This is a genomic window from Nocardia sp. NBC_00511, from assembly GCF_045161165.1.
Lineage (GTDB): Bacteria > Actinomycetota > Actinomycetes > Mycobacteriales > Mycobacteriaceae > Nocardia.
Genome location: NZ_CP107849.1, coordinates 7724353 through 7749981, shown reverse-complemented (window position 1 = coordinate 7749981; position 25629 = coordinate 7724353). Strand labels below are relative to the sequence as shown.

The 25629-nt window shown below is 69.1% G+C and carries 21 protein-coding genes; 13 read left to right on the top strand and 8 right to left on the bottom strand.

All coding sequences use genetic code 11. From position 1 onward, the window contains the following. Positions 1 to 29 precede the first annotated feature (29 nt). A complete protein-coding gene (locus OG300_RS36065; protein ID WP_405488852.1) occupies positions 30 to 653 on the top strand; it encodes an MspA family porin in 624 nt (207 codons plus the stop codon). Positions 654 to 689: 36 nt separating this feature from the next. On the opposite strand, the gene OG300_RS36060 is transcribed toward OG300_RS36065, so the two are convergent. Further along, the gene (locus OG300_RS36060) at positions 690 to 1703 is read right to left on the bottom strand and encodes an alpha/beta fold hydrolase (RefSeq protein ID WP_405488850.1); all 1014 of its coding nucleotides are present in this window, start codon (positions 1701 to 1703) and stop codon (positions 690 to 692) included. Then, on the bottom strand, positions 1700 to 4048 hold the full coding sequence (locus tag OG300_RS36055; protein WP_405488848.1) for a glycosyltransferase: 2349 nt from the start codon (positions 4046 to 4048) through the stop codon (positions 1700 to 1702). The genes OG300_RS36060 and OG300_RS36055 overlap by 4 nt, the downstream gene beginning before the upstream one ends. Positions 4049 to 4335: 287 nt before the next feature. Here OG300_RS36055 and OG300_RS36050 point away from each other — a divergent pair, with 287 nt between their 5' ends. From OG300_RS36050 to OG300_RS36030, 5 genes are read left to right on the top strand one after another with little or no spacing between them, the layout of a single operon-like run. Continuing rightward, positions 4336 to 5223, top strand: a complete 888-nt coding sequence (locus OG300_RS36050; protein WP_405488846.1) for a TauD/TfdA dioxygenase family protein — start codon at positions 4336 to 4338, stop codon at positions 5221 to 5223. Then, positions 5220 to 5771 (top strand): FcoT family thioesterase, encoded by a 552-nt coding sequence (locus tag OG300_RS36045; RefSeq protein WP_405488844.1) that lies wholly within the window; start codon positions 5220 to 5222, stop codon positions 5769 to 5771. The genes OG300_RS36050 and OG300_RS36045 overlap by 4 nt, the downstream gene beginning before the upstream one ends. Further along, on the top strand, positions 5768 to 7282 hold the full coding sequence (locus tag OG300_RS36040) for an AMP-binding protein (RefSeq protein ID WP_405488842.1): 1515 nt from the start codon (positions 5768 to 5770) through the stop codon (positions 7280 to 7282). Before OG300_RS36045 ends, OG300_RS36040 begins: the two co-directional genes overlap by 4 nt. 31 nt (positions 7283 to 7313) lie before the next feature. Further along, a complete protein-coding gene (locus OG300_RS36035) occupies positions 7314 to 7532 on the top strand; it encodes a phosphopantetheine-binding protein (RefSeq protein ID WP_405488840.1) in 219 nt (72 codons plus the stop codon). Beyond that, entirely contained in the window at positions 7511 to 11725 is a 4215-nt protein-coding gene (locus OG300_RS36030; protein ID WP_405488838.1) for an AMP-binding protein, read from the top strand. The genes OG300_RS36035 and OG300_RS36030 overlap by 22 nt, the downstream gene beginning before the upstream one ends. Here OG300_RS36030 and OG300_RS36025 read toward each other — a convergent pair. Next, positions 11669 to 11923 carry a zf-HC2 domain-containing protein gene (locus OG300_RS36025; RefSeq protein WP_405488836.1) on the bottom strand — a complete coding sequence of 85 codons (255 nt, stop codon included), beginning with the start codon at positions 11921 to 11923 and terminating at the stop codon, positions 11669 to 11671. The genes OG300_RS36030 and OG300_RS36025 overlap by 57 nt on opposite strands. A 162-nt stretch (positions 11924 to 12085) precedes the next feature. Between OG300_RS36025 and OG300_RS36020 the strand changes: the two genes are divergently transcribed. Beyond that, positions 12086 to 14344, top strand: a complete 2259-nt coding sequence (locus OG300_RS36020; RefSeq protein WP_405488834.1) for a heavy metal translocating P-type ATPase — start codon at positions 12086 to 12088, stop codon at positions 14342 to 14344. Between the two features lie 5 nt (positions 14345 to 14349). Here the strand turns inward: OG300_RS36020 and OG300_RS36015 are convergent, their stop codons facing one another. From OG300_RS36015 to OG300_RS36005, 3 genes are all read right to left on the bottom strand, one after another. Then, complete coding sequence (locus tag OG300_RS36015) at positions 14350 to 16317, bottom strand: cytochrome c oxidase assembly protein (RefSeq protein WP_405488832.1); 1968 nt, start codon at positions 16315 to 16317, stop codon at positions 14350 to 14352. Positions 16318 to 16478: 161 nt separating this feature from the next. Beyond that, positions 16479 to 17912: an ATP-binding protein gene (locus tag OG300_RS36010; RefSeq protein ID WP_405488830.1), complete on the bottom strand. Its 1434-nt coding sequence runs from the start codon at positions 17910 to 17912 to the stop codon at positions 16479 to 16481. A gap of 101 nt (positions 17913 to 18013) precedes the next feature. Next, positions 18014 to 18619, bottom strand: a complete 606-nt coding sequence (locus OG300_RS36005) for a DNA-binding response regulator (protein ID WP_405488828.1) — start codon at positions 18617 to 18619, stop codon at positions 18014 to 18016. A gap of 77 nt (positions 18620 to 18696) precedes the next feature. On the opposite strand from OG300_RS36005, the gene OG300_RS36000 reads away from it, so the two are divergent. From OG300_RS36000 to OG300_RS35990, 3 genes are read left to right on the top strand one after another with little or no spacing between them, the layout of a single operon-like run. Continuing rightward, on the top strand, positions 18697 to 20520 hold the full coding sequence (locus OG300_RS36000) for a sensor histidine kinase (RefSeq protein ID WP_405488826.1): 1824 nt from the start codon (positions 18697 to 18699) through the stop codon (positions 20518 to 20520). A 38-nt stretch (positions 20521 to 20558) separates the two neighbouring features. Then, the gene (locus tag OG300_RS35995) at positions 20559 to 20849 is read left to right on the top strand and encodes a hypothetical protein (protein WP_405488824.1); all 291 of its coding nucleotides are present in this window, start codon (positions 20559 to 20561) and stop codon (positions 20847 to 20849) included. An 8-nt stretch (positions 20850 to 20857) separates the two neighbouring features. After that, entirely contained in the window at positions 20858 to 21586 is a 729-nt protein-coding gene (locus OG300_RS35990; protein WP_405488822.1) for a sigma-70 family RNA polymerase sigma factor, read from the top strand. Here OG300_RS35990 and OG300_RS35985 read toward each other — a convergent pair. Further along, positions 21532 to 22056: a hypothetical protein gene (locus OG300_RS35985; protein ID WP_405488820.1), complete on the bottom strand. Its 525-nt coding sequence runs from the start codon at positions 22054 to 22056 to the stop codon at positions 21532 to 21534. The two genes, OG300_RS35990 and OG300_RS35985, sit on opposite strands and share 55 nt — an antisense overlap. 91 nt (positions 22057 to 22147) lie before the next feature. Here OG300_RS35985 and OG300_RS35980 point away from each other — a divergent pair, with 91 nt between their 5' ends. After that, a complete protein-coding gene (locus OG300_RS35980) occupies positions 22148 to 22768 on the top strand; it encodes a TetR/AcrR family transcriptional regulator (protein WP_405488819.1) in 621 nt (206 codons plus the stop codon). Positions 22769 to 22794: 26 nt separating this feature from the next. On the opposite strand, the gene OG300_RS35975 is transcribed toward OG300_RS35980, so the two are convergent. Further along, entirely contained in the window at positions 22795 to 23547 is a 753-nt protein-coding gene (locus tag OG300_RS35975; protein WP_405488817.1) for an SDR family oxidoreductase, read from the bottom strand. Positions 23548 to 23717: 170 nt separating this feature from the next. Here OG300_RS35975 and OG300_RS35970 point away from each other — a divergent pair, with 170 nt between their 5' ends. Then, positions 23718 to 24635 carry a dienelactone hydrolase family protein gene (locus OG300_RS35970; RefSeq protein ID WP_405488815.1) on the top strand — a complete coding sequence of 306 codons (918 nt, stop codon included), beginning with the start codon at positions 23718 to 23720 and terminating at the stop codon, positions 24633 to 24635. Between the two features lie 32 nt (positions 24636 to 24667). Next, positions 24668 to 25552 (top strand): LysR substrate-binding domain-containing protein, encoded by an 885-nt coding sequence (locus OG300_RS35965; protein WP_405488812.1) that lies wholly within the window; start codon positions 24668 to 24670, stop codon positions 25550 to 25552. The last annotated feature ends 77 nt before the right edge of the window (positions 25553 to 25629 follow it).

Below are 25629 nucleotides of genomic sequence, written 5' to 3'. Positions count from 1 at the left end.
CAGCTCGAAATGAAACGAATGAGGCAAGAATGACCCGAGGTTCCCTACACCGCCGTGCACTCGTCGCGGTGGCGGCGACGTTCGCCCTACTGGCCGCGGCCGGTACGGCATCCGCCACGGTGAACAGCACCAGCATCGTGGTGGATGCCAAGCAGCGCACCATCACCGCGATGCTGTCGGACAATACGATTCGCGGCGTCGCGCCGCTGGACCGCAATCCGCTGACTCGGCAGTGGCTGCACGACGGCAAGGCGGAGTTCAGCGTCGACGGCGACAAGGCCGAGGAATTCACCGGGTACATCAAGATCGGGTACCTGGTGGGGTATCCGGCGACGTTCGGTGGTCGGATCAAACTCAGTTACAGCACACCGTCTTTCGGGTTCAACCTCACCGACAATATTCCGGGGCTGGGGTTCAACGGGAGCCTGATTCCGACGGTGACCGGTGAGCTGGAGGTCGGGTTCGGGCCGGGCGTCAAGTCCGTGGAGGTGGCGTCCGGGAAGATCAGCGGGAAGAACGGGTTCATCAGCATCGTGAACGCGATCGCCACGGTGACCGGGGTGGTCGGACCGGCCACCGTGCAGCCGTACGTCACCGTGGTCAGCGATTCCGGCGACACGGTGACCACGCTCGGGCCTACCAGCGACGTCTGATCTCGACGGGGGCCAGGCATGCGCCGCAGCAACGAATCATGGATTCTGCTGCGGCGCTGTCAGGGCGGTGTGCACATGCCCGGCAAGCTCCCACAGCACCGGCCCCTCCCTGACCACGTCCATGTGCGCGCCGGACACGGTGACCACGGGGAAGTCGCCGAGTACGCGTCGCCAGCCCTCCACTTGGTGTTCGGTGTCCGCGGTGACCACCGCCAGCGCACGGCACGACCGTGGGCGCAGCCGGTGACGGTTCTGCACCCGTAATCCGATCTGGTAGAACAGCTCCTGCCGTCTGCCGATGTCATGATCGGCCAGGCCTGCGCGAAACATGCTTGCGTACAGCATGATCCGTGCGGTTATTGCCGCCTCTGCGGTAGAGCTGGCTTGCTCCGGGGGCCGAATGGACAGCCCGAGATTGCGTGCGGTGGCGGTGGGCAGGGTGGCGTCCAGCAGCACCACCAGCGCGACCTCTCCCCCGCCACGTTCCAGTTCGGCAGCGACCTCGGCTGCGGCCACCCCGCCCATCGAATGCCCGAGCAGGTAGTAGGGACCGGCGGGCTGCACCGCGCGGATCGCCCGAACCGCGTGCCGCACCAGTGATTTCATCCGGTAGTGCGGCAGGCCGCGGCGCTCCAGCCCGCGCTGACACACCGCGTACAGCGTGACGTCGGGCAACCGGTTGGCCAGGGGCACGAACGACCAGGAACTGCCGCCCGAACCGGGCAGGCAGAACAGCCTGATGCGCTCGTTCCCCGGCACGGCGGCGCTGCCGATGCGCACCGCGCCCCGGGTTCCGGTGGCGTACTCGCGCCGGTCCGTCTCCTCCAGCCGAACAGCCAAGGCCGCCACGGTATCCGCGCTCGCCAAGTCTGCGATCGACAGCCGGATGCCGAAACGCTGCTGCACCGCGTCCCGCAGCTCGACCATCTGGAGCGAACTGCCGCCCAGCTCGCTGAAGCTGTCATCGGGGCGAATATCGTCGAGATCCAGTACCTCCCGCCACACCTCGGTGACAGCCGTCTCGGTTCCGGGGGCCGCGTTCCTGCTCATCTCCGCCTCAACACTCGTGCGTACAGTCCGGGAAAGCTCTTCAACACCAGTGCGGCAGCCGCGATCCGCGGCTGCCCGGCGCACACCGTCAGCACCAGCCCGCGCACACCGATCCGGTCCCGCGCGGAGCGCACAGCCTGCTGCGCGAGCTCACTCGCGGCCGGGGATCCGCTCTGCGCCCGGATGGCCAGGTTCGCCAGCGGCAACACCGATTCACGAAACACGAAGGCCGCGAACACAGCTGGGGCGGGCCGGTATCCGGCCGCGCGCGCCCGCTCTCGCACCCGGTCGGGCAATTCCAGCAATTGCAATGTCACCGGGTCGAAGGATTTCGACGCCGACGCGGCATGCTGGCGATAGCGGTACGGCGCGGCCGCCACCAATCCGATCGACCTGGCCCGCAACGAGAGTGCGAGCATGGCCGCCATGTCCTCGTAGCGGCGCACCTCATCCCACGGCCGTTCACCAAGGATCGCGCGACGAAACAGCTTCGTAGTGGGATACGCCCGCACCACACCGGACAGCAGCAAGCCCGCGAACTCCTCCCCTGCGACCTCGATGTGTGGTGGCGTGGGTTCGTCGATGCCCAACACCTGTCCATCGGACGCGATGAGGGTTGTCCTACACGCCATGAAGTCGTGCTCACCCAGCGCCGCGCAAAGGATTTCGAGCGCATCGTCCGCGACCGTGTCATCGGCGTCCACGAACCACACCAGCTCGGCGGTGACCACCCCCAGTCCCTGATTCCGCGCCGCACCCGCCCCAACTCGCTCGTCGATCCGCACCAGGATGCCGGGCAGTCCCACTGCCGCCAGGGCCGCCATCCCCAGATCGGCTCCGCCATCGGTGGATCCATCATCGACGATCACCACACGCGTGGGCGGACGCGTCTGCCGACCCAGTGCCGCGACGCATTCGGCGATGAACTCGGCGCAATTGTGCAGCGGGACAACCACATCGACAGACATCGCCTCAACGCGCGCCACGCCGCCGTCGGGCAAGGCGCACGCGAGATCCGCATTCACAGCCACCGGAGGCATCTCGGCTGCGGGCAGGTCCGAATGAACCGGCGCGGGCGGGTATGACGGCACGCCCGGGCGTACTTCTCGGAGCATTGACCGGATCGGACCGAGGACGGCCACCACGACAGTCAATTCCACTGTGACATACGCGATTCCAACGGCGGTTATGCCGAAGACCGGCAGCAGTTGCCAGGTTGCGGCGATTACAGCCAAGGCACTGAGGCCCTGCACCAGCAGCAGATGGTCGAGGCGGCGTAGGACTCGGGACAAGCCTGCGAAGAGGTAGGCGGGGATCATCAGCGGCTGCATGACGGCCATCAGAAGCAGCAGCGGGCGGGCTGTCGGGTAGTCGCGCCCGAGTAGTCGCAGGGCGACCGGGGCGGCGAGGGCGAGGGCGGCTGCTCCGGCGAGGGCTACCAGCGTCAGCAGGCGGGTTTGGCGGCGGATCAGGTCGGGGAGGTCCTCGGGGCGGGCAGCCGCACGAGCCACGAAGGGGCCGTTGATGACCGAGAGCAGCAGGGCGACGCCCGACACCAGGGTCCAGGCGACGCCGAAGTACGCGGCCTGTTCCACGCCGAGGCGGGTCACCACCAGTAGCGTCACCACGAACGAGGACAGGGCGTTGATCAGCACGATGCCGTAGAGGGAGAAGCATTCCCGCACCAGCTCACGCCATGGGGGCACGGGGCGGGCCTGCGCCTCGAACAGGCGGCCCAAACCGCCTGCGCCGGTGGCGATCACGTACTGGGCTGCGGCCACCGCGATCGCCGCGGGGATCACCCAGGCGAGCAGGACCGCGTTCATGCCGAGGGCGGTGGTGCCGACGAGCATGAGCAGGGCGAGTTTCGCGAGCGCGTGGAAGATGTTCTTGGCGGCGGCCCAGCGGCCGCGCAGCAGGCCGACCAGCACCGAATCCTGGAGGGCGAACGCGCCGACGATCACCACCGCGATCACGAACAGGGCCATGTCGCAGGCATTGTCGAAGAGCAAGTGCCGCGGCGCGATCAGTAGGTAGGCGGTGGCCAGCAAGGCGGCGACCAGGGCGACGGCGGCGTGGGTGCGGAAGATCACGCGCGGTCCGGAGCGGCCCGCCGCCGGCAGGAAGCGTTCGAAGAACGGGCCCATGCTGAAGTTCGAGACCGCGGCGATGGTGGTGGCCGCCATGATCAGGGTGCTGGAGCGGCCGACCAGGGCGACCGGGAGGCGGTGCGCCGCCCAGGCCCAGAACACCAGTCCGAGAGCGCCATTGACCGCGCTCGACGCCATCAGCGCCCCGGCGTCGGCGACGAAGCGGCGCGGCGGCGCGGTATTCACCTGACTCACAAAGAATGTCGCTCTCGAACCCAGCGGTGCAACCGCGTGCGATGACGGGTCGGGCGGGAACGGACGTCGAAGTCCTCGAGGGGCGCGGGCGGCAGCGTAGCACGACGGCGCACCCCGCCCGGGCCCGCGAAACCGCTCGCGGCGTTCGGGAACCGATCGCGGTCCGGCCGCGACTACCTGGAGGACATCGGCAGCTCGGAGCGAGCGAACGGGACGTCAGCTCGAGGAACGCGGCGATCCGGCCGGGGCGCAAAACCGCCGGATCGCACCCACAGCAGAGGAACAGCATGCAGATCGCCACCCGGACCGCGACCCGCCACGGGGTGGAGGTGAACGGATTCGACCCGGCCGCCGCCACCGCCGCCGACCTGGCGGCCCTGCGCGAACACCTCTACCGGGACAAGATCGTGGTGCTCAAACAGCAGACGCTGACACCGGATCGGTTCATCGAACTCGGCCGGGCCTTCGGCACCCCGGTGGCCTACTACGAGCCCATGTACCACCACCCCGACCACGAACTGATCTTCGTGTCCTCCAACCTGCGGCACGACACCGGGCCGATCGGCGTGCCGAAGACCGGCGCGTTCTGGCACTCCGACTACCAGTTCATGCCGGAACCGTTCGCGGTCACGCTGTTCTATCCACAGCGGCTGCCCACCGTCAGCCGGGGCACCTACTTCATCGACATGTCCGTGGCCTACCGGCGGCTGAGCCCGGGGTTGCGCGCGGCGATCGAGGGCACCCGCTGCCGCCACAGCGCGCGGCGCTACGTGAAGATCCGGCCGTCGGACGTGTACCGGCCGCTGGGCGAGGTCATCGCCGAAGTGGAGCGGAAGACGCCCGCGCAGACCTGGCCGACCGTCCTCACCCATCCCGTCACGGGTGAACGGATCCTCTACGTCACCGAGGCGTTCACCTATGAGATCGAGGATGCCGACGGAAACCCGCTGCCGCGTCGGCTGATCGACGACCTGCTCGCCGAGTCCGGGCAGCTGGACACGACTTTCGAGCATCCCAATATCTTCCTGCGGGGTTACGAGCCCGGCGATCTGGTGCTGTGGGACAACCGGACGCTCATCCATCGCGCGCTGCACAATCCCGGTGGCGAACCCACCGAATCCTTCCGGGTCACCGTCACCGACGAGTACCCGCTGAGCGCCGGGGTGATCGCGTGAGCTCCCTCGCCCTGCCGGAATCCAGTGTGGTGCTGTCCGATACGCGACTGCTGGCCCGCACCATGACCCCCTACGCGGGCAAGGACACCGTATATCTGAAGCAGGCCAGCGTATTTCGGCGCGGCACCGAGGTCGTCGGCGTCGGACGGTTCGAGATCGCGGAATCCTGCTACATCGAGGAGACCGGACATTTCAATGCCGTCGAATTCAATATCTCCTACAACCAGCTGATCTACTACACGCTGGCGGCCGCCGTGCGCGACCGGCTGATTCCGGAGCTGGCGAACTGGTCGATGGACGACTATTGGGAGCGTCAGCTGCCCGCGGTGCTCATCAGCGAGATGCGCAGCCGCTACCGGCGACCCATCAACTCCCGGGCGTACCGGGCCGAACTCACCATCACCGATGTCGAGTTCCGGCATCGGTCCCGGCCGCTGATCGCCTTGCAGACCCGGGTGGACTTCACCGACGACGGCGTGGGCAGCGCCGTCGGCGAGGTCGAGATCGTGCTGGTCGATCCGCCGACGGCCGCCGAGAGGGCACGATGAACGCGAATCTTGCTGCGGCGCTGGACCACAACGCAGCGCACCACGGCGACCGCGCCGCCCTGATCGTCGGCGCCGAGCGGATCAGCTACCGCGAACTGGCCGAGCGGGCCGACGCGGTCGCCGCCGCCCTGCATGCGAGTGGCATCGGGCCCGGAGATCGGGTGGTCCATCTCGGCAAGGACGGCGCGGCGGTCTATGAGCTGCTCTTCGGCTGCGCCCGGGTGGGCGCGGTGCTGGTGCCGGTCAACTGGCGACTGGCGGGCGACGAGATCGAGTACATCGTCGCGCACTGCCGGGCGCGACTGATCGTCACCGATGCGCCCGAGCGGGTGGGTGCCGACGGGCTCGTCCTCGGCATCCCGGAGTTCGAGCAGTGGCGCGACAGCCATGCGGGACAGGCGATTCCGGAGTTCACGGCTGGGGCCGACACCCCCGTGACGCAGATCTACACCAGCGGCACCACCGGGCAGCCGAAGGGGGTGGTGCTGGCGCACCGGACCTTCTTCGCGGTGCGTGAGCTACTCGATTCGGCCGAACTGGACTGGATCGACTGGCAGCCCGGCGATGTCAGCCTGATCGCGTTGCCGTCTTTTCACATCGGTGGAATGTGGTGGGCCACACAGGGTCTCAACAGCGGTGTCACCAATGTCGTGCTGCCGCACTTCACCGGCTCGGCCGCCGTCACAGCCGTACGCGACCATCGGGTCACCGTCACCTGCTTCGTGCCCGCCATGATCCTGCTGACCCTGTCCGAACCCGGCGTCGGCGCAGCGGATTTCGCGTCACTGCGCAAGGTCGTCTACGGCGGGTCGCCCATCGGGCCGGACCTGCTCGGGCGCGCCCTCACCACGATGGACTGCGAGTTCGCGCAGATCTACGGGCTCACCGAAACCGGGAACACCGCCGTGTGCCTGCCCCCGGATCAGCACCGGCCCGGCACCGCCCGGTTGCAGGCGGCCGGGCGCCCGTATCCCGGTGTCCGCCTGGAGATTCGACGGCCGGACGGCTCTCCGGCCGCGCCGGGTGAGTCGGGCGAGGTGTATCTCGCGAGTCCGGCGGGCATGCTCGAGTACTTCGGTGACCCGCAGGCCACCGCCGCGACGGTCGTCGACGGCTGGGTGCGCACCGGCGACGCGGGCTACCTCGACGAGGACGGCTACCTGGTCATTCGGGATCGGGTGAAGGACCTCATCATCGTGGCGGGTGAGAACGTGTACCCGGCCGAGGTGGAGAAGGTCGTCAACGGGCATCCCGCCGTGCATGATTCGGCAGTGGTCGGTGCTCCCGACGAACGCTGGGGTGAACGGGTGCACGCCTTCGTGGTCGTCGTGCCGGGGGCCGAGCTCACGGCGCGGGAGCTGGTGCGCTTCCTGGCCGGACGGCTGGCCGGATACAAGGTGCCGTCGAAATACGACTTCGTGACCACGATTCCACGCAATCCCAGCGGCAAGATCCTCAGGCGCGAGCTGCGCGAACAGTTCTGGGTGGGCCGTGAGCGCCGAGTCAACTGAATCGCTTGTCGCGCACGGAGAGGAGTCCCGGGTGGGTCTCGACCGCGATCGGGTGATCGCCGATATCGCCGAGGTGCTGTTCGCGGAGCCGACGGAGCTGACCGACGAGACCGAGCTGATCGACCTCGGCCTGGACTCGCTGCGACTGGCCACCCTCGTGCAGCGCTGGCGCGAAAGCGGTTGCGCCGTGCGGTTCGCCGAACTGGCCGAGCAGCCGACCCTCGGCGCGTGGCTGGCACACCTGACATGACCGAACTTCCGCTGACCGCCGCGCAGCGGGGCATTCTCGACGCCCAGCTGCTGTGGCCCGGCAATCCCGCCTTCGTGCTCGGCGAGTATCTGCAACTGCGTGGAGTCGACGCCGAGCGCTGGGCGGCGGCGGTTCGACTGATGGTCGCGGACACCGAGGCGCAGCGGATTCGGCTGATCGGCAGCGGTGCCGAGGTCCGGCAGCGGGTCGAAGAGCCGGGGACGGTGCCGGTCGAGACGGTCGATCTGACCGGCGCCGCCGATGCGCTGGCAGCGGCGCATGCGTTGATGCGCGCTGACCACGACACTCCGGTCGACCCCTTCGACGGACCCACGACACAGCATCTCGTGGTGAAACTCGCACCGGGGCAGGTGTTCTGGTATCACCGCGCCCATCATGTGGCGCTGGACGGGTACGGCTTCGCGCTGTGCGCACGACGTGTCGCCGAGCACTATCTACGGCTCGACGCGATGGCGTTCGAATGTGACGCCTTGCCCGACAAGTGGGTTCGGAACGGCAGCGCGATTCGAACACTGTCCGACGTCGTCGCCGAGGACACCGCGTATCGCGGCAGTGCGCGGCGGGACACCGATCGGCAGTTCTGGCATGCACTGCTCACGGACGGCACCGCACCGGTGCTGACCGATCGGCCCCGGATGCCCGCCGTCCACCGGCTGCGCACCCGTCGCTCGCTCACTCAGTGGCAGCCGGGAGCCGGAAAACGCTACGGGGCAGCGGAACTGATCCTGGCATCTGTGGCCGGGTATCTGTCCCGGCGCACCGGCGTGGAGGACGTGGTGCTGGGGGTTCCCATGATGAACCGGATGGGATCCGTCGCCGCGACCGTCCCCGCCATGGTGCTCAATGCGATTGCGCTGCCGGTCCGGGTCGCACCCGATCGGACTCTCGACGAACTGGCGGGGGATATCGGTGCGACACTGCGTTCGACCCGTTCGCATGCCCGCTACCGGCACGAGGATCTGCGCCGGGAGCTGGGCCGGATCGGCGGGCACCGCAGGCTTTTCGGGCCGGTGGTCAACATCATGCCGTTCGACTACGACCTCGGTCTGCCGGGCGTCGAGGTGCGGGCGCACAATCTCACCGCCGGTCCCGTCGAGGATCTCGCCGTCAACGTCTACCTGCGCTCCGGAGCGGCGGAGCTGTGCCTGGACGCCAATCCGGGGTCCTACAGCGCGGACGAATTGAAGAGGCACGCCGACGCGCTGGTGACGCTGATCGACCGGGCCGCAACAGCACCGGAGTCGACTGCCGGGCAGATCGGTCGGCGGGTCGAACCGGTACAGGCACCGACACTCGGGTCCGCGCCGAACCCGCTGCGGCTCATGGAGGCTCATGCGCACGCCGACTCCAGTGCCCCCGCCCTTGTGGATGCGGAGACCGGAGTGACGCTCGATCGTGGCGAACTGCTGCGCCGAGCGCTGGATCGGGCTCGCCAACTGCGCGAATCAGGTGTCCGCGCCGGGGATCTGGTCGCGCTGGCGCCGGGAGCCCGGGCGGCGGACGTGATCACGATCCTCGGCATTCAGCTCGCCGGGGCCGGACATGTCGCACTCGATGCCGATCTCCCGGCGGCCGATCGCCGGGAGCTTCTCAGCGCGCTCGCGCCGTCCGTCGTTGTCCACGGTGATGGCGCGACCGACTTCACGAACGAGATCAGCGCCGCCACTCCCACCCTGCGGTTCGCGGGGAATCCGGTACTGCCACAGAGCAATCACGACTTCGTATCCGGGGAACGCACGAGGGTGGCCTACGTCGTATTCACCTCCGGGTCGAGCGGGCGACCCAAAGGTGTCGTGGTCGAGCACGGTGCGCTGTGCGCGTTCGTCGACGACGCCGTGCACCAGTACGGCTGGGACAGCTCCGACCGGGTGCTGCAATTCGGGCCGCTGCACGCCGACACCAGTATCGAAGAGATCTTCGTCGCGCTGGCCGCCGGGGCGAGTGTGGTGACGCTGGCCGCCGGACAGCGGCGTTCGATCGCCGAAATCGTCACGGCTGCAAGCGAGTACGCCGTCACGGTCCTGGATCTGCCTACCGCGCTGTGGCACGAACTCGCCATCGCCGTGTGTGCGGGGAGCGTGGTGCTGCCGGAGACGCTGCGGCAGATCGTCATCGGCGGCGAGGAGGTGTCGGCCGAGCTGGTGGCGCGCTGGCAGCGACATAGTCCGGTGACGCTGGTCAACAGCTATGGTCCCAGCGAGGCGACGGTCGTCTGCGCTGCCGGGCGGATCGGCTCGGAAACAGCTCCGGGACAACTGGTTCCACTGGGTGCTCTTTTTCCGAGCGTTGGTGCGGCATTGCTGATCGACGAGGTCGATCCCGACGAGGGACTCGAACCGGATGGCGGGCGGGTCGGACAACTGTGCCTCTACGGTCCGACGCTCGCACGCGGCTACCTCCCTGATCCACACGGCCCCAAGGGATTTCGGCCCGTTCCGCTGGCAGGTACCGTGGTCAACGCGTTCCACACCGGGGATCGGGTGCGGGTGCGGACCGACGGCCAGCTCGAATTCCTCGGCCGCATCGACGATCTGATCAAACTCGGCGGGCGGCGGGTCCACACCGGGACCATCGAGGACGCTCTGCGTCAGGTCCCCGGGATCAGTGATGCGTTGGTGGCGCGGTCCGGACCACTATCACTGGCGGCTTGGGTCCACCTCGGCACGGATGCAGCATCGGACTGGGAGATGGCCGCACGCGCACATCTCGCGCGCGCCCTGCCCCGCGAATGGATTCCGGCGCGTTTCACCACCGTCGACGAGCTGCCGCGTAATCGGAACTTCAAGGTGGACAGGAACTTCACGGAGGGTGGGAACCTCACGGCGGCCGACACGCCCGGCTCCCCGTCCACCGACGCACCCGGATCCCCCGCGGATCGGGTGCTCGCCGTGTTGCGGGAGGTGCTCGGCGATCCCGGTCTAGCCGCAGACGCCGACTTCTTCGGGAGTGGCGGCACCAGCATGCAGACCATCGCCGTGGCCAATCGGCTCTCCTCTGCCCTCGGGACAGCCGTTCCGGTCGAGGCGGTGTTCGAGCATCCGAGCGCACTCGCCCTCACCGCACATCTCACCGGACAGCGGGATCCGGAATCGGCTGCGGCACCGCTGATCTCGGATGCGACCACACTGCTCGCCGGCCTCACCGCGACCGCCCGGACCTGCGAGTCCACCGACCCACCACGCGTGCTGCTCACCGGCGGCACCGGATTCTTCGGCGCGTATCTGCTCGACGCACTGCTACGCGACACCGACGCCGAGATCCTCGTCCCGGTGCGAGCCGACGGCGACGCCGCGGCCGTCGACAGACTGCTGCGCGCGGTGGCCGCCACCGACGCGGAAGCCGCCGTGACCCACGCGCTCGAGACCGGGCGATTGATCGCCATCCGCGGAGATTGCACCGCAACCGGATTGGGTGTCGCGCCGGAGCGGCTCACCGGACTCGCGCACATCGTGCACAGTGCCGCCGTGATCAGCCCGCTGCGGACCTACGCCGGGTTGCGCACGGCCAATGTCGTCGCCACGGCCGAAGTCGCCCGCCTGGCGGCCGCGCGCGGTGCGGGCGTCACCTTCGTCTCGACGATCACCGCTTCCGGACCGGGTGGCGTGCTGGGAGATCCGGCGCGCATCCCGACCGGGTACGCGCAGAGCAAATGCGTCGCGGAACACGTGATCGCCGAGGCTGCCGGGCGCACCGGAATTTCGGCCACCATCGCCCGGCTCGGGCGGATCCTGCCCTCCCCGGGGGATCGGCGCACCGAACGCCGGGATTTCCTGCTGTCGGTCGATGCGGCCGTGCGTGCCCTCGGGAGCATCCCGGCCGTCACGCTGCGCGAACCAATGACCCGTGCCGAGGATGCCGCGACAGTGGTCGCCGCCGCGGTGGCCGAACCGCAGGCGGGCACCCGGGTTCTCGACCTGATCGGCACGGCGCAGGTGGATGTGCGCGACGTACTGGAGGCCGCCCATGACCTACCGATGCTGCCGCTGTCGGAATGGCGGGAGAATCTTTGCAGCACAACCGATCTCGATGCCGGGCTGCGGCAGGCCGTCACCGTCTGGTGCGATATCCAGCTCGCGGGCTTCGACCGGGACTGGCGCTCGGACCATGCGGTGGCGCTACCCGGCCTGTCCCCTGCCGACGTAGCCGGACTGCTGGGTCTCGGCGGCGGCTGACCGCAGGATGTCGGCGGTCAGGTCGGGCGCGGTGATCGCCGACAGGTCGACGCGAAGGGACAGCTCGCAGGCGCGGTCGAACCAGGCCGAGCAGTCCGCACAGGATTCGAGGTGCTCGTCGACCCGGGCCGCGGGAACCGGTCCGGCCTCACCGTCGATCCGTGCGGAGAGGGCCTCGCGCGCGACAGAGCAATACACGCGCACGATTGTCACATCCGCCCGCGCCCCGCAGGTGACGGGGCTCGCATCGGCTGTCCGGAACCATTCCCGCCCGCCATCCGACCAATTCACGGAGGCCCCGTCCGCCGACAGACGGACGACGGCATCGCGCGGAGCTCACCGCCGGACGGACGGATCACCATGACCACCGAAGTCAGCATCGAAACCACGGACGCACCCAGCCGGATCGCGCTCACCGTCACCGGAATGAGCTGCGCCGCCTGCGCCGCCCGCGTCGAGCGGACGCTCAACAAGCTGGCGGACGTGACGGCCTCGGTGAACTACGCGACCGGGGTGGCGACCATCGACGCGGGCGCGACCGTCACACCCGAGAGCCTGTGCGAGAAGGTGATCGCCGCCGGATACGGCGCGACACCCATCACCGACCGGGCCGAGGCCGCCGCCACCGCCGGGCCGGATCGGACCGAGATCATCGATCTGCGCCGCCGGCTCACCGTGGCGCTGCTGGCGTTCTTCCCGCTCGCCGACCTGTCGATCATGTTCGCGACCATCCCGGCCGCGCGGATACCGGGCTGGCAGTTGATCCTCACCGCGCTGGCGCTGCCGGTGGTGTGCTGGTCGGCGGCGCCCCTGCACCGCAAGGCCCTCGCCAATGCGCGACACCGCACGGCGAGCATGGACACCCTCGTCTCGGTGGGCATCGTCAGTGCCACGCTGTGGTCGCTGCACACCATGTTCCTGCGGCCGCCGCGCGCCGACGCACCGCGCGGAGTGTGGGACGCCATCTGGTCCAGCGACTCCATCTACCTCGAGGTTGCGGCCGGGGTCACCTGCTTCGTGCTCGCCGGACGGTATTTCGAGGCCCGCGCCAAACGCAGTGCGGGAGGCGCATTGCGCGCCCTGGCCGCGCTCGCCGCGCGCGAGGTCACCGTGCTGACCGCCGCCGACCGCGAAATGCGGATCCCGGTAAGGGAACTCGTGACCGGGCAGCGTTTCGTGGTGCGGCCCGGTGAGACCATCGCGGCCGACGGGGTGGTGGTGTCCGGCGCTTCCAGCATCGACACCGGCGCCATGACCGGCGAATCGCTGCCGGTGGAGGTGGGGGCGGGCATGAGCGTCCTCGGCGGGACCACGGCGCTGACCGGACGGCTGGTGGTGCGCGCCGACGCGGTCGGGCCGGACACCGCGCTGTCCGGCATGATCCGGCTCGTCGAGCAGGCGCAGGAGGGCAAGGCGCGGATGCAGCGCGTCGCAGACCGGGTGTCGGCGGTGTTCGTGCCCATCGTGTTCCTCATCGCGGCAAGCACTTTCGCGGCCTGGTGGGGTAGCGGCGGCGGGCTGGATCGCGCGGGGGCGGCCGCGCTGGCGGTGCTGGTGATCGCCTGCCCGTGCGCCCTCGGACTGGCCATTCCGACCGCGCTCATGGTGGCGTCGGGGCGCGGGGCGCAACTCGGCATCTTCATCAAGGGGCATCAGGCGCTGGAGGCGACCCGGGACGTCGACACCGTGGTGCTCGACAAGACCGGCACGCTGACCACCGGTGAGATGCGGGTGGTCGCGGTGACGGTGGACGAGGGCTGCGACGAGGACGCGGCGGTGCGGCTGGCGGGTGCGGTCGAGGTCGCTTCCGAACACGCGGTCGCCGCGGCGGTGGCCGCCTGCGCTTCCCGCGTCGGAGAGCTGCCCGGCGTCGAATCCTTCGAAGCGCTACCGGGATTGGGTGCGCGGGGCGTGGTCGAGGGACATACCGTGCTGGTCGGGCAGCTGCGCATGCTCACCGAACATCAGGTGGCGGTGAGTGATTCGCTCGCCGCCACCGTCGACGCACAGCAGCGGGCGGGGCGCACCGCGGTGCTCGCGGCGGTGGACGGTCGCGCGGTCGCGGTGTTCGCGGTGTCGGACACGGTGAAGGACAGTGCGGCGGCCGCCATCGACCGGCTGCATCGGCTCGGGCTTCGGACGCTGCTGCTGACCGGGGACAACACCGAGGTCGCGCGGGCGGTGGCGGCGAGCGTCGGGATCGCGGAGTTCGCGGCGGAGCTGCTGCCGCAGGACAAGGTGGCACGCATTGCGGCACTGCGGGATTCGGGGCGTCGGGTGGTGATGGTGGGTGACGGCATCAACGACGCGGCGGCCCTGGCCACCGCCGATCTCGGCATGGCCATCGGGGCCGGGACCGACGTGGCCATCGCGGCCGCCGACGTCATCCTGGTGCGTGACGACCTCGGCGCGGTCGCCGACGGCATCGAGCTCGCGCATGCCACGCTGCGGACCATCCGGGGAAACCTGGTGTGGGCGTTCGGATACAACGTGGTGGCGATTCCGGTGGCGGCGCTGGGCTGGTTGAATCCGCTGATCGCCGGGGCCGCCATGGCGTTCTCGTCGTTCTTCGTGGTGTCCAACAGCCTGCGGCTGCGGCGGGTTCGCTTCCGCGACTGAGTGATTCAGCGGCGGGTCGCGGCCAGCTGGCGCAGCATCTCGTTGTAGGCGTCGAGGTCGGAGTCGCCGTACTCGTCCTCCTTGCGGTCGGTGCGCACCGCGGTGCGCTGCTCCTGCCCGGCCCACTGGGTCAGCAGCGCGCCCACCACCAGCAGGATCGGGACTTCGCCGGAGACCCAGGCGATGCCGCCGCCCATGTGCTGATCGCCCAGCAGGTCCACCGGCCACGGCAACTCCAGTTGCGCGTAGAAGCGGTCGCCGATCACGGTGGACATCGACATCACCGCGACACCGAAGAATGCGTGAAAAGGCATGATCGCGAACAGGACTCCCAGGCGGCCCAGATGCGGGAGCCTGCGCGGGCCCGGGTCGATGCCGATGATGCCCCAGTAGTAGAGGTAGCCGATGATCAGGAAGTGCACGTTCATCAGCACGTGACCCCAGTGGTAGCGGATCAGGTTCTCGAACAGCGTCGTGAAATACAGGCCGTAGAGCGATACGACGAACAGCGTCAGCGCGGTGGCCGGATGCGCGAGGATCGCGGCGGGGCGCGAATGCAGCAGTGCCAGTACCCATTCCCGCGGCCCCGGCAGGGCGTCCTTGCCCGCGGCGGGCACGGCGCGCAGCAGCAGGGTCATGGGTGCGCCCAGCACCAGCAGCACCGGGACACCCATGTTCAGGACCATGTGGGTGACCATGTGCACGCTGAACATGGTGTAGCCGTAAGCGCCGATGCCCGATGAGGTGGTGATCAGCAGGACGACGCAGCCGCTCACCCAGGACAGTGTGCGCCACCGCGACCAGCCGTCACCGCGTCGCCGCAGCCGATACGCGCCGAGCAGGTAGGCCGCCGCGGCCAACACGGCCGCGCTACCGAGCACGATGTCGAAGCGCCAGAACGTGATCAGCCGCGACACCGTCAGCGGGCCCGGCAGATCGAAGCCGATGTACACCTCCTGCGCGGTGAACCGCTGCCCGTCGAACGCGGGGGCGGGCTGCACCGCCATCGCGACCATGACCGCGCACGAGATCGCCGAGAGTGCCGCGACACCGCGCAGCAGTGGGCCGACCCGCTCCAGACGGCCCGCTCGGCGCGCGATCACGCACCGCCACAACAGCATTGCGATCCCGGCTCCGGCGGCGGCCACCACCAGCGCGAGCCGACCGTAGCTGGTGGACGCCAGCGCGTGTGGCGGCAACAGCAGTGCGCCCAGCACGAGTCCGGTCGCACCGGCCACCCCCAGGCACAGCACACCGATGGTCACCGCCCGCCCGACGAGCGCGGACGCCCGCGGATCGTCCGCCCGCCACCGCGCCGCGAGACCGGCGAACAATCCCGGCAGCACCGACACCGCGACCTGAAAGAAGATCATCGCCCCGGTCGCGTAGTCATGCCCCGGCCCCTCCCCCACATTCCCGGTCAGCGCGGGCGGCAACACCGCCACCGCCGCCACCACCATGAGCAACACCGCGCCGATCCACGACAGCACCAGCCGCGCCCCCACCGCGACCGCCCCCGCCAGCACCGCGACCACCACCCACCCCTTCGGCTTCTCCGCCGCCTCCACCAGCGCGACCACCGCACCGGACCGCAACGCCCCCAACACCGGAAACCCCGCGACATCAGCCGCACTCACCGGAATCAGCACCAGCGCACTCAGCGCCCACACCCCCGCCGCCCGCTGCACGATCCGCAACCCGGCATACCCCTCGACCCCCACCCGTCCACCCCGTTCGAACGCCGCACAGCACACGCTGAACACCAACGCCCCCAACGCCACCGCTCCCGACACCGCCGCCACCACCCGCAACAGCACGAAAACCAGCACCCCACCCACCCCCGGATACCCGATTCCCGCTGCCCGATAAGGCATCTCCCCGAACCCCACCACCACCCAGACAACCACGCCCACCCCCACGACCGCGGCAACCGGATAACCCCACCGCACACCCAGCGACCGCGTTCCACCCATTCAGTGCCACCATCCTCGAGCCGTGCGTCATCGCAGAAAACCCCTGGACGATCAGTCGCGTCCGATCGCCCCCGGGTTCCCGGCGCACACCGATGTGTCTCGAATCACCGGCACCTCCGCCGCCCCCCGGGGCGATGTCGGTCAGTACTCACAGGTGCTTTTCAAGGTTCGAGTCGGTAAATTGTCGGCTTTCCACGGCCGCCGTCCTGTGAGACGAAGCTGGCCGCGCGGAGAGCGCGCAGTGCTTTTCGGATGTTCGGGGCCGAAAGTGCCAGCGCCTCTTCGAGTTCGTGAACAGTGCGCGGGCCCGCTGTCAGCGCGTCGTAGATTCTCTGTTCCGTCGCATTGAGTTTCGGCGTTCGGGCAGGTTCCCGGGCAGCGTGATAGAGCACTGCGGTGAATCGGATGCCGGCGTCGACATAATGGGCCGGCGGCAAGGCGGCTTGTTCGAGTGACTCCGTAACGATGGGCAAGCCGGTCGCCAACGCCTCGATCACGCGGGCGCCGGTCTCGGGGGTCCGAACGTGCTGACAGATAGCGACCAGCCGGGCATTGCGCGCCGAGGTCACCGCGTCCCGCCCCAGGCGCTCGACCGTAATGCCGTAGAGACCACCCGGATTGGTGATGACCAGACGATCCTGGCGCAGCCGCACCTCGACGGCCATTCCCATTGACCAGTGATCCAAATCCCTATGGACCAGCGCGTTCCCGATCAATTCCCGAAACGCGACCAGTGGATAGTCGGTCCTGTCGTGCACCGTCCCATCGGCGGCAGTCACGATCGAAGTGCCGAAACTCCTTCGCGCCCAGGCCAATGCCTCATCGAGCATGCGGGGTATCGGACCCGTGATCGTCGTCTGATTGCGGGCACGGACCGCAGGCGAGTCCGTCCGCAGTGGCTCGGCGGCGGCCTGAATCACGAACCGCGGGAACCACTGCTGAGGATGAACACCCATCCCGAGTATCCCGGCCACCGTAGGCCGTCCAGCCCCGTCCAAAACGCCCGCACGCAGCAGCAATTCGGTATCGTCGGCGAACCTCCCGAGCCCGTGTGGATCTCGTTCTCGAACCGAGCGCAGAAACCCTTCCACCAGTTCGGTATCCAGATCATCGACAGTCGCGCCTGCCACCGGATCGCGATCGAAAAGCGGAGGACACCGCGAGGCGAGAAACGCCTGCTCCTCCAGTTCGGACATGGCGAAGTCGCCATCGTAGCTGCGCAGGTAGGCCGTGCCGGTCGCGGAGACTCGGCACGGCTTCGCGGAACGATCACACTCGTGCACCCTGACGATGACGACCGGTTCACCGTCGACTGTTCCGTCTTCGATCAGCATCTGAATCGGGGGCGTGAACGAACGCGCCTTCGTTCCCAGCCCTTGCTTCAGGCAGTGAATGTCACCCAGGGGGACGGGACGAAACCCGGTCCGCTCATCCAACCCGAGGATGACCATCCCGCCACCCGGTAGGTTCGCAAGAGCACTCAAAGTGCTGGTCAAGGACTGCGGCAACCCTCCGGCAGCCGACTTGACCTCGACATCGACGCGGTCACCTCCAGCAACCCGAAGCTCCGAGATCAGCGCACTCAGATCAGCCATCGAGACAATGTAACCGCAGATCGTTACATTTACGGGAAATTGGTTACATTTGCCGGTACGGGTCGCTATCGGGCGAAGTAGCGGGCGGTGAAGATGGCGATCTAGAGCCAGCCGGAGTCCTTGGCCAGGCGGAGGGCGTCGACTCGGTTGCGGGCCTGGAGTTTGGTTACCGCGGAGGCGAGGTAGTTGCGGACGGTGCCGTAGGAGAGGTGGAGGTGGGTGGCTATTTCCTTGGGGTTGCGGCCTTCCGCGAGGCAGCGGAGGACTTCGGCTTCGCGGTCGGTGAGGGGGTTGGCGGGGGTGCGGAGGGCGGCCATGGCGAGGGCGGGGGCCAGGACCTGGCCGCCGGCGGCGACGGTGCGGACGGCCTGGATCAGTTCGTGGCGGGGGGTGTCCTTGAGGACCAGGCCGCTGACGCCGATTTCCATGGCGCGCTTGAGGTGTCCGGGGGTGGCGTGGACGGTGAGGATCAGCACGGCGCAATCGGGACGGTGGCGGCGGAGGGCGTCGGCGGCGGTCAGGCCGTCCACGCCGGGGAGGTCGATGTCCAGGACGGCTACCTCGGCACGAGTGGAGATCGCTTCGGAGACAATGGATTCACCGTCGCCGAGGGCGGCCACCACCTCGATGTCGGACTCCAGTTCCAGGGACGCCACCAGGGTTTCGCGCAGCAGTCGCATATCCTCGGCAACCAGCACCCTGATCATGGAAACGCACTCCTCATCGCAGATCAGGCCCGCTCACCGGTTGCTCCGGAGGCGGGACCCGGGATGCAATCATCGGCGTGCCGCTACTCCCCAGATCGACCGGGTACCTGTTTCTCCTGCTGTTCACCGTGACCGTGGCCCTCGACGCGGCGGGCAGCGTCACCGCGCTGTGCGCGCTGCAGGCCGTGCTGCTGGTCCTGGCACAGCGGCGTTCCGCGAGCCGCCGCTGGGTGCTCCCGGTACAGCTGGCGCTCACCGTGACCGCGGCCGTCACGATCGACGGCAGCGGCAGACTCGGGTGCCTGCTCGCGGCCACCGCCCTGTGGTGCCTGCCGAATCGGGTGCGCTGGATCGGTTTCGGACTCGTCGCCGCCGGATCGTGCCTGATCGATCAGGGCCGACATGCCGCGGCGCTCGACTATCTCGCCGCCACGGTCGCCACTGCCGCCATCGGGCTCGTCATGTACAGCCTGCTGCGACTGCCCGCACTCCTGGACCGCCTCGACGCCACCCGCGAAGACCTCGCCCAGGCGACACTCGCCCGCGAACGCCTGCACACCGCCCGCACGGTGCGCGCCACCCTGGGCGACCAGTTGACCGGCGTCATGGCACTGCTGCGCGGCGCGCGCACCGAACTCGAGCGGCAACCGGCACGCGCCCGCGCCACGATGGACGAGGCCGCCCGCACCACCCGGCGCATGATCGACGTCGTCCGCGCCACCGCCGACCTGCACGCCGAACTCGAAGTGCTGCCGGAGGATTCCGAACCGATCAGCCGACTGGTGCCGCGACTGACCCTGATCGCGCTGGTCACCAGCCTGCTCGCCTGGACCGCGACCATGACCATCCAGGCCGACGACCACCGGATCGAGATCGCGCTCGGCGGCGCGGCCATGTCGGGTCTGCTACTGGCACAACTGAATCGGCCGCGTTACGCCACTCCCCTGCTGATCATCCAGGCCGCCGTCGCGCTGCTGCCGCTGCCGTGGCTGGGCGCGGACTGGTGCGTGTGGCTGATCCTGCTCGCCGCCGCGGTGCTGCTGCATCCGCACGGCCGGTGGGGGCCGATCGTGGTGGCGGGGCTGATCGCGCTGCGCGCGGTGTACTACTCGCCGTCCACACCGGTGGACGGCCGGATCGGCTGGGTGGTGCTGGCGCTGGAGGCGACCACCGTGCTGTTCGGGCTGTCGCGATTCCTGCAACTGTCGGAGCAGATCAACCGGTCCCGAATGGAGCTGGTGCGCATGACCGTTCAGGTGGAGCGGCTGCGGATGGCCCGCGATATCCACGACCTGCTCGGGCTCACCCTGTCGGTGCTCGCGCTCAAGAGCGACCTCATCACCGAACTCGTCACCCGCGATCCGGAACGCGCCGCCAGCGAACTCGCCGAGGCGCTGCGGATCGCGGAGACCGCCCGCACCGACGCCCGCGCCATGGTCGACGATCGCACGGAATCCACCCTGCCCCGGGAACTTCGGGACGCCGAGCGCGTGCTGACCGCCACCGGAGCTCACGTCGACCTGCACCAGGACGACGAGCTCGCCGAAGCGGCCGCGCGGGTGCTGGCACCGGTGGTCCGCGAGGCGGTCACCAATATCCTGCGGCACAGCACGGCCACCAGCATCGCGATCCACTGCGATCAGCGAGACGGACTGCTGCGGTTGAGCATTCGCAACGACGGCGTACACCGGGTCGCCGCATCGGACGATGGCGGGCGCGGGCTGCGGAATATGCGCACCCGGGTGGCCGAGGCCGGAGGCGAATTCTCCACCCGGCTCGTCAACGGTGAATTCCTGCTCACCGCAGCGGTTCCAGCGGGTGCAGAATGCACATCCCCGATCCTGGATAGTGCACACGCGACCGGTGCCGCGGACACTACTGGCGGTCCCGCCCCGATGTGAGGCTCGACGTTGTCCCCGAGACAGCGAAGGAGAAGGCCTTGCCAGTGCTGTGGATCCACGACTTCCGGGTCGTGACCGGCCGCATCGACGCCCTGCTCACCCGGCGTGCCGAACTCATCGAACGCCTGCGCCGCAGTGCGCCCGGCCTGACCGAGACCCGGCTCACCCGGCTGGAGAACGGCAGCTACACCGACACCTGGCGCTGGGCGTCGGCCGAGCAGATGCTGACCGCGCTACGCGACCTGCCCGGCTTCGGGCGCACCGCCCTGTTCCCCGGACTCACCCTCGACGACACCGCCGAGACCGGCGAAATCGTCGACGAGCGCTAGGGCCCGGCATGTACACCGAAACACTCTGCCCGGCAGCCGGATTCGAGCATCACCGCGCACGCCTGGAACGGATCGCCCACCGCATGCTGGGTTCGGCGGCCGACGCCGAGGACGCCGTGCAGGAGACCTGGTTGCGCGCCCGGCACACCGATCCCGGCCAGGTGCACAACCTCGGCGCGTGGCTCACCACCGTGCTCGCCCGCGTCTGCCTCGATATCCTGCGCGCCCGCCGCGCCCGCCCGGAACTGCTGTTCGACCATGAACCGCCCGAACACACCGCACCGTCGCGCCCGGGTCCGGAACACGAAGTGGCGCAGACGGATCAGATCGGGACGGCACTGCTGGTGATATGGCATCGACTGGGCCCGGCCGAACGGATCGCCTTCGTGCTGCACGATCTGTTCGCGGTGCCGTTCGACGAGATCGGGCGCAGACTGGACCGTTCACCGATCGCCGCGCGCCAGCTGGCATCCCGCGCCCGGCGTCGGGTGCGGGATTGCGAGACACCGGTGGTGAACCGACACCAGCAGCGGACGATGGCGGCGGCATTCGTATCAGCCTCGAGCACGGGGGATTTCGACCCGCTGATCGCGTTGCTCGCGGAACCGGACGCAGCGCGCGGCACTGCCCGCTCGCCCCGCAGGCCGATCGCGCTCGGCCACGCGCACCACCTGCCCGCCGATCAGCCCGCGGCCACTACCGACGCGGGGCGGCGCGAACGGCGGGCGGTGGCATAGGCCGCCGCGGTGACCGCGAGGGCCAGTAGTACAGGCGCGATGGCGAGGGCCGGATTGTCCGGGCGATCCGCCATCAGGAAGGCGGCGGTCAGAGCCTGAGCGGGGACGCCCCACTGGACGGCTGCCAGCACACCCGCCCCGTGGCCCTCGAAATGCGTTGCGGGCCTGCTCAACCGGCGGCGGGTCCAGCCGGAGCTGGCTCCGATGACGGCGGTGGACAGCACGCCCGCGCCGACCCAGGGGCCACCCTTGGCACCGTCGGCCAGCACCGAGAAGCCGGTGATCGCGGTGAGGAGGGTGAAGACGGGGACCGAGATCAGGGTCAGGCGCAGGGCGCGGGCCGCGCCCTCGGGAATGGCTTCCACTGGGCGCCAGCGGATTCGGCTCAGTTCGGTGCACTGCACGCCGACCAGGATGGTCAGGGCGAGCGCGATGGTGATGTGGACGGCCAGCAGCAGCGAGTTCGGCATCACGACAGCCTTTCTTGAGTTCTCACTCAGAATATAGCCGCTTATCTGAGTCGTGGCTCGAAAAAGTTTGCCGCTCGGGGATACTGGCTGCATGCCCAGCCCTTCTGCCCCGCGCCGCGGCCGCCCGCCGTCGGTCGACCAGGACCGGATCCTCACCGCCACCTACGAGCTGCTGCGGGAGAAGGGCGTCGCGCGCCTGAGCACCAGGGAGATCGCCGAGCGCGCGGGCGTCGCCGAGGGCAGCATCTTCTATCGGTACAAGGATCGGGCCGGGCTGCTCATCGCGGTCTACGCGGACGCACTGCGGCCGATGGCGGAATATGAGCGAAATCCGCCGGACTTAAACGACATTCGCGCCACCCTGGCCAACTTCACCGAGCTGCTGGAGAACTATCTCGAACGCGCGCTGACCGTGCTCTACAGCGCGCAGGCCGACACCGAGCTGCGGGCCGCCCTGCACGAGCACATCCGCGTCAACGACATCGGCCCGCACCACGGGCTGAAGATCATCGGCGGCTATCTGGCCGATCTGCAAGCACAGGGCCACATTCGGCCCGATATCGATCCCGCCGCGGCGGCCTCACTACTGCTGGACAACTGCCACACCCGCGTCGCGCTGCCCCGCCTGTTCGGGCGCGGGCGCGGTGTCGTGAGCCGCGACGCCATCCTCGACACCTTCCTGACCAGCATGGCCCCCACCGGGAACAATTGAACGCGGCGGGAGCCATGCCCGGCGTTTCAGAACATCGCGCCGTTCGCGCGGACCGTCTGACCGGACACCCAGCCCGCCTCCGCGCTGACCAGCCAGCCCACCACCGGGGCGATATCCGACGGCAGGCCCAGTCGGCCGTGCGGATTGTGCAGGGCCGCAGCCGCGATCGACTCGGGTGTCTCCGCACCCCGGAAGAAGTCGTCGTCGATCGGGCCCGGCGCGACCGCGTTCACCGTGATGCCGCGGGGGCCGAGTTCCTTCGCCGCCGCCAGCACCATGCGCTCCACCGCCGCCTTCGACCCCGAGTACAGGCCGTAGGTTCCGGTCATGATCGAGGTGAGGGTGGTGGACAGCACCACGTAGCGGCCGTCGTCGGAGATGTGCCGGGCGGTGGCGCGCAGCGTGTTGAACGCGGTCCGGGTATTGCGGGTGAACAGCTGATCGAAATCGTCGTCGGTGGTTTCGGCGATCGGCTTCTTGATCACGCGACCCGGCGTGTGCACCACGATGTCCAACCGGCCGTGGCGGGCGACGACATCGGCGAACAGGGCGTCCACGTCGGCGGCCGAGGTGGCGTCCGAGCGCACCGCCTCCACGGTCGCACCGGAGTCCTGCAATGCGGCCAGCGTCGCCTTCGCCGCCTGCTCGTCGCCCTGATAGGTGATCACCGTGAGCGCGCCCCGGGCCGCGATCTGCCCGGCGATCTCCGCACCCTGGTTACGGGTGCCGCCGATGATCAGCGCGACCTTGCCCTCGAGGTCGCGAGTTGTTGCAGTCATGATTCGAATCCCTTTTCTCGCTTAGGTTCCGGAGCCATTCCAGCCCTGCCGCGGCGTCGCGTCCAGCCCGGGAAGTCACAGTTCGGCTACGGGTGAACAGGTGGCGTCTCGAGCGTTTCCACAGCGTTTTCACCGGGATGAGATCGCCGCGCGGGGCTTAGGCTGTGCCCATGACGCCGCTGCAGCGCTATATCGCGGAGGAAATCGCGACCGACCACGCGGAAGGGCTGATGAGCCGCCGCGAGGCGCTGCGCCGACTGGGCATGCTCGGCATGGCGACACCGGCCGCGGTGACGCTGCTGGCCGCCTGTGCCGACAATACGAAGCAATCACCTTCTCCCACAATGACATCCGCGGCCTCGGGTACGACCGCGCCGACCTCGCCGCCGCCGGGCACCCCGGGTGCGGTGCAGCCCACCGCGATCACCCTGCCCGGTCCCGACGGCCGTGTCCTCCAGGCCGCCTGGGCCGAGGCGTCCCAGCCCAAGGGCGGGGTGCTGGTGATCCACGAGAACAAGGGGCTCACCGACCACATCCGTTCGGTGACAGGGCGTTTCGCGGGTGCGGGCTATTCGGCCCTCGCGGTGGACCTACTCTCCGAGGAAGGCGGCACCGCCACCTTCACCGACGATGCCGCCGCCACCGCCGCTCTCGGCAAGATCTCCAACGACCGGTTCGTCGCGGACCTCCAGGCGGGCGTGGCCGAACTCCAGCGGCGGGTGCCCGGAAAGAAGCTCGGCTCCACCGGATTCTGCTTCGGCGGCGGCCTGGTGTGGCTGCTGCTCACCCACGGCACCCCGGAATTGGTCGCGGCCACGCCTTTCTACGGTCCATTCCCCGACGGCGGCGACCTGAGCGGGGCCAAGGCAGCCGTGCTGGCCGTCTACGGTGCGCTCGACACCCGGGTCGACGCCTCCCGGCCCGCCGCCGAGGCCGCGCTCGACAAGGCCGGACTCCCGCACCAGAGCTTCGTCGCCGACAATGCCGACCACGCGTTCTTCAACGACACCGGGCCGCGCTACGCGCCCGTCGCGGCGGCGGAAGCCTGGCGGCGCGTGCTCGACTGGTACGGGCGCTACCTCACATAACTCGCGAAACCCCGCGATGGTTGGATGACGGGGTGGAGTTGCGGCAGCTGCGTTATTTCGTGACCGTGGCCGAGGAATTGCACTTCGGGCGCGCGGCCGAACGACTGCACATCGCCCAGCCCGCCGTCAGCCAGCAGGTGCAGCGCCTCGAACGCGATCTGAAGGTGCAACTGCTGGACCGGTCGCCGCGACGAGTTCGCTTGACCGAGGCCGGATTACGGTTCCTGCCCGCCGCCCGGGCGGTGCTGGCCGCCGCCGACCAGGCGCGCGCCTCGGTGGCGGAACTCGCCGGCGCCCGCGCCGCCGTCTTCCGGCTGGGCACCGTGACCGGACTGGGCGAACGACTCGACGCGGTACTCGACGCGTTCGCCGAGCAGGCCCCGCACGTGCAGGTCGAACTGGTCGCGCTGCCGGTGCGGGATCGGATGGCGCAGGTCGCCGACGGGCGCCTGGACGCCGCCTTCGTCCGCTCCCCCGAACCCGACGAGAGCCCGGACCTGGACTTCCTGCCCGCCTGGGACGATCCGCTGGTGGTGGCGCTGCCCGCGAAACATCCGCTGGCGCTGCGGGATTCGGTTCACCTCGAAGAGCTGGCCGGGGTGCCGCTGCGGCTGACCGAGCGGCGCAATCATCCGGCGCTGGTGGATCTGGTGCTGTCGTCGTGCGTGCGCGCCGGATTCGAGCCGATTCCCGCGCCCACCTCGACCACGTTGCAGGACACGCTGGCCGCCATCGGCGCGGGGTCCCCCATGTGGACGGTGGTCTACGAATCCAATGCTCGGCAGGTGCACAACTCGCGAGTCGCCTTCCGGCCCTTCGCGGATCCGGGGTTGACGCTGCCCATCGCGCTGGCGGTGCGCGCGGACGCCGCCTCCCCGAATCTGCGGCTGCTGGGCGCACTGCTCGCCGAGGCCTGATCTCCGCACGATAAGGAACGCTTATCGCTGCGCTAGCGGACTGCGCATTGGTCGCGACGCGTCGATCGGGTGAACTG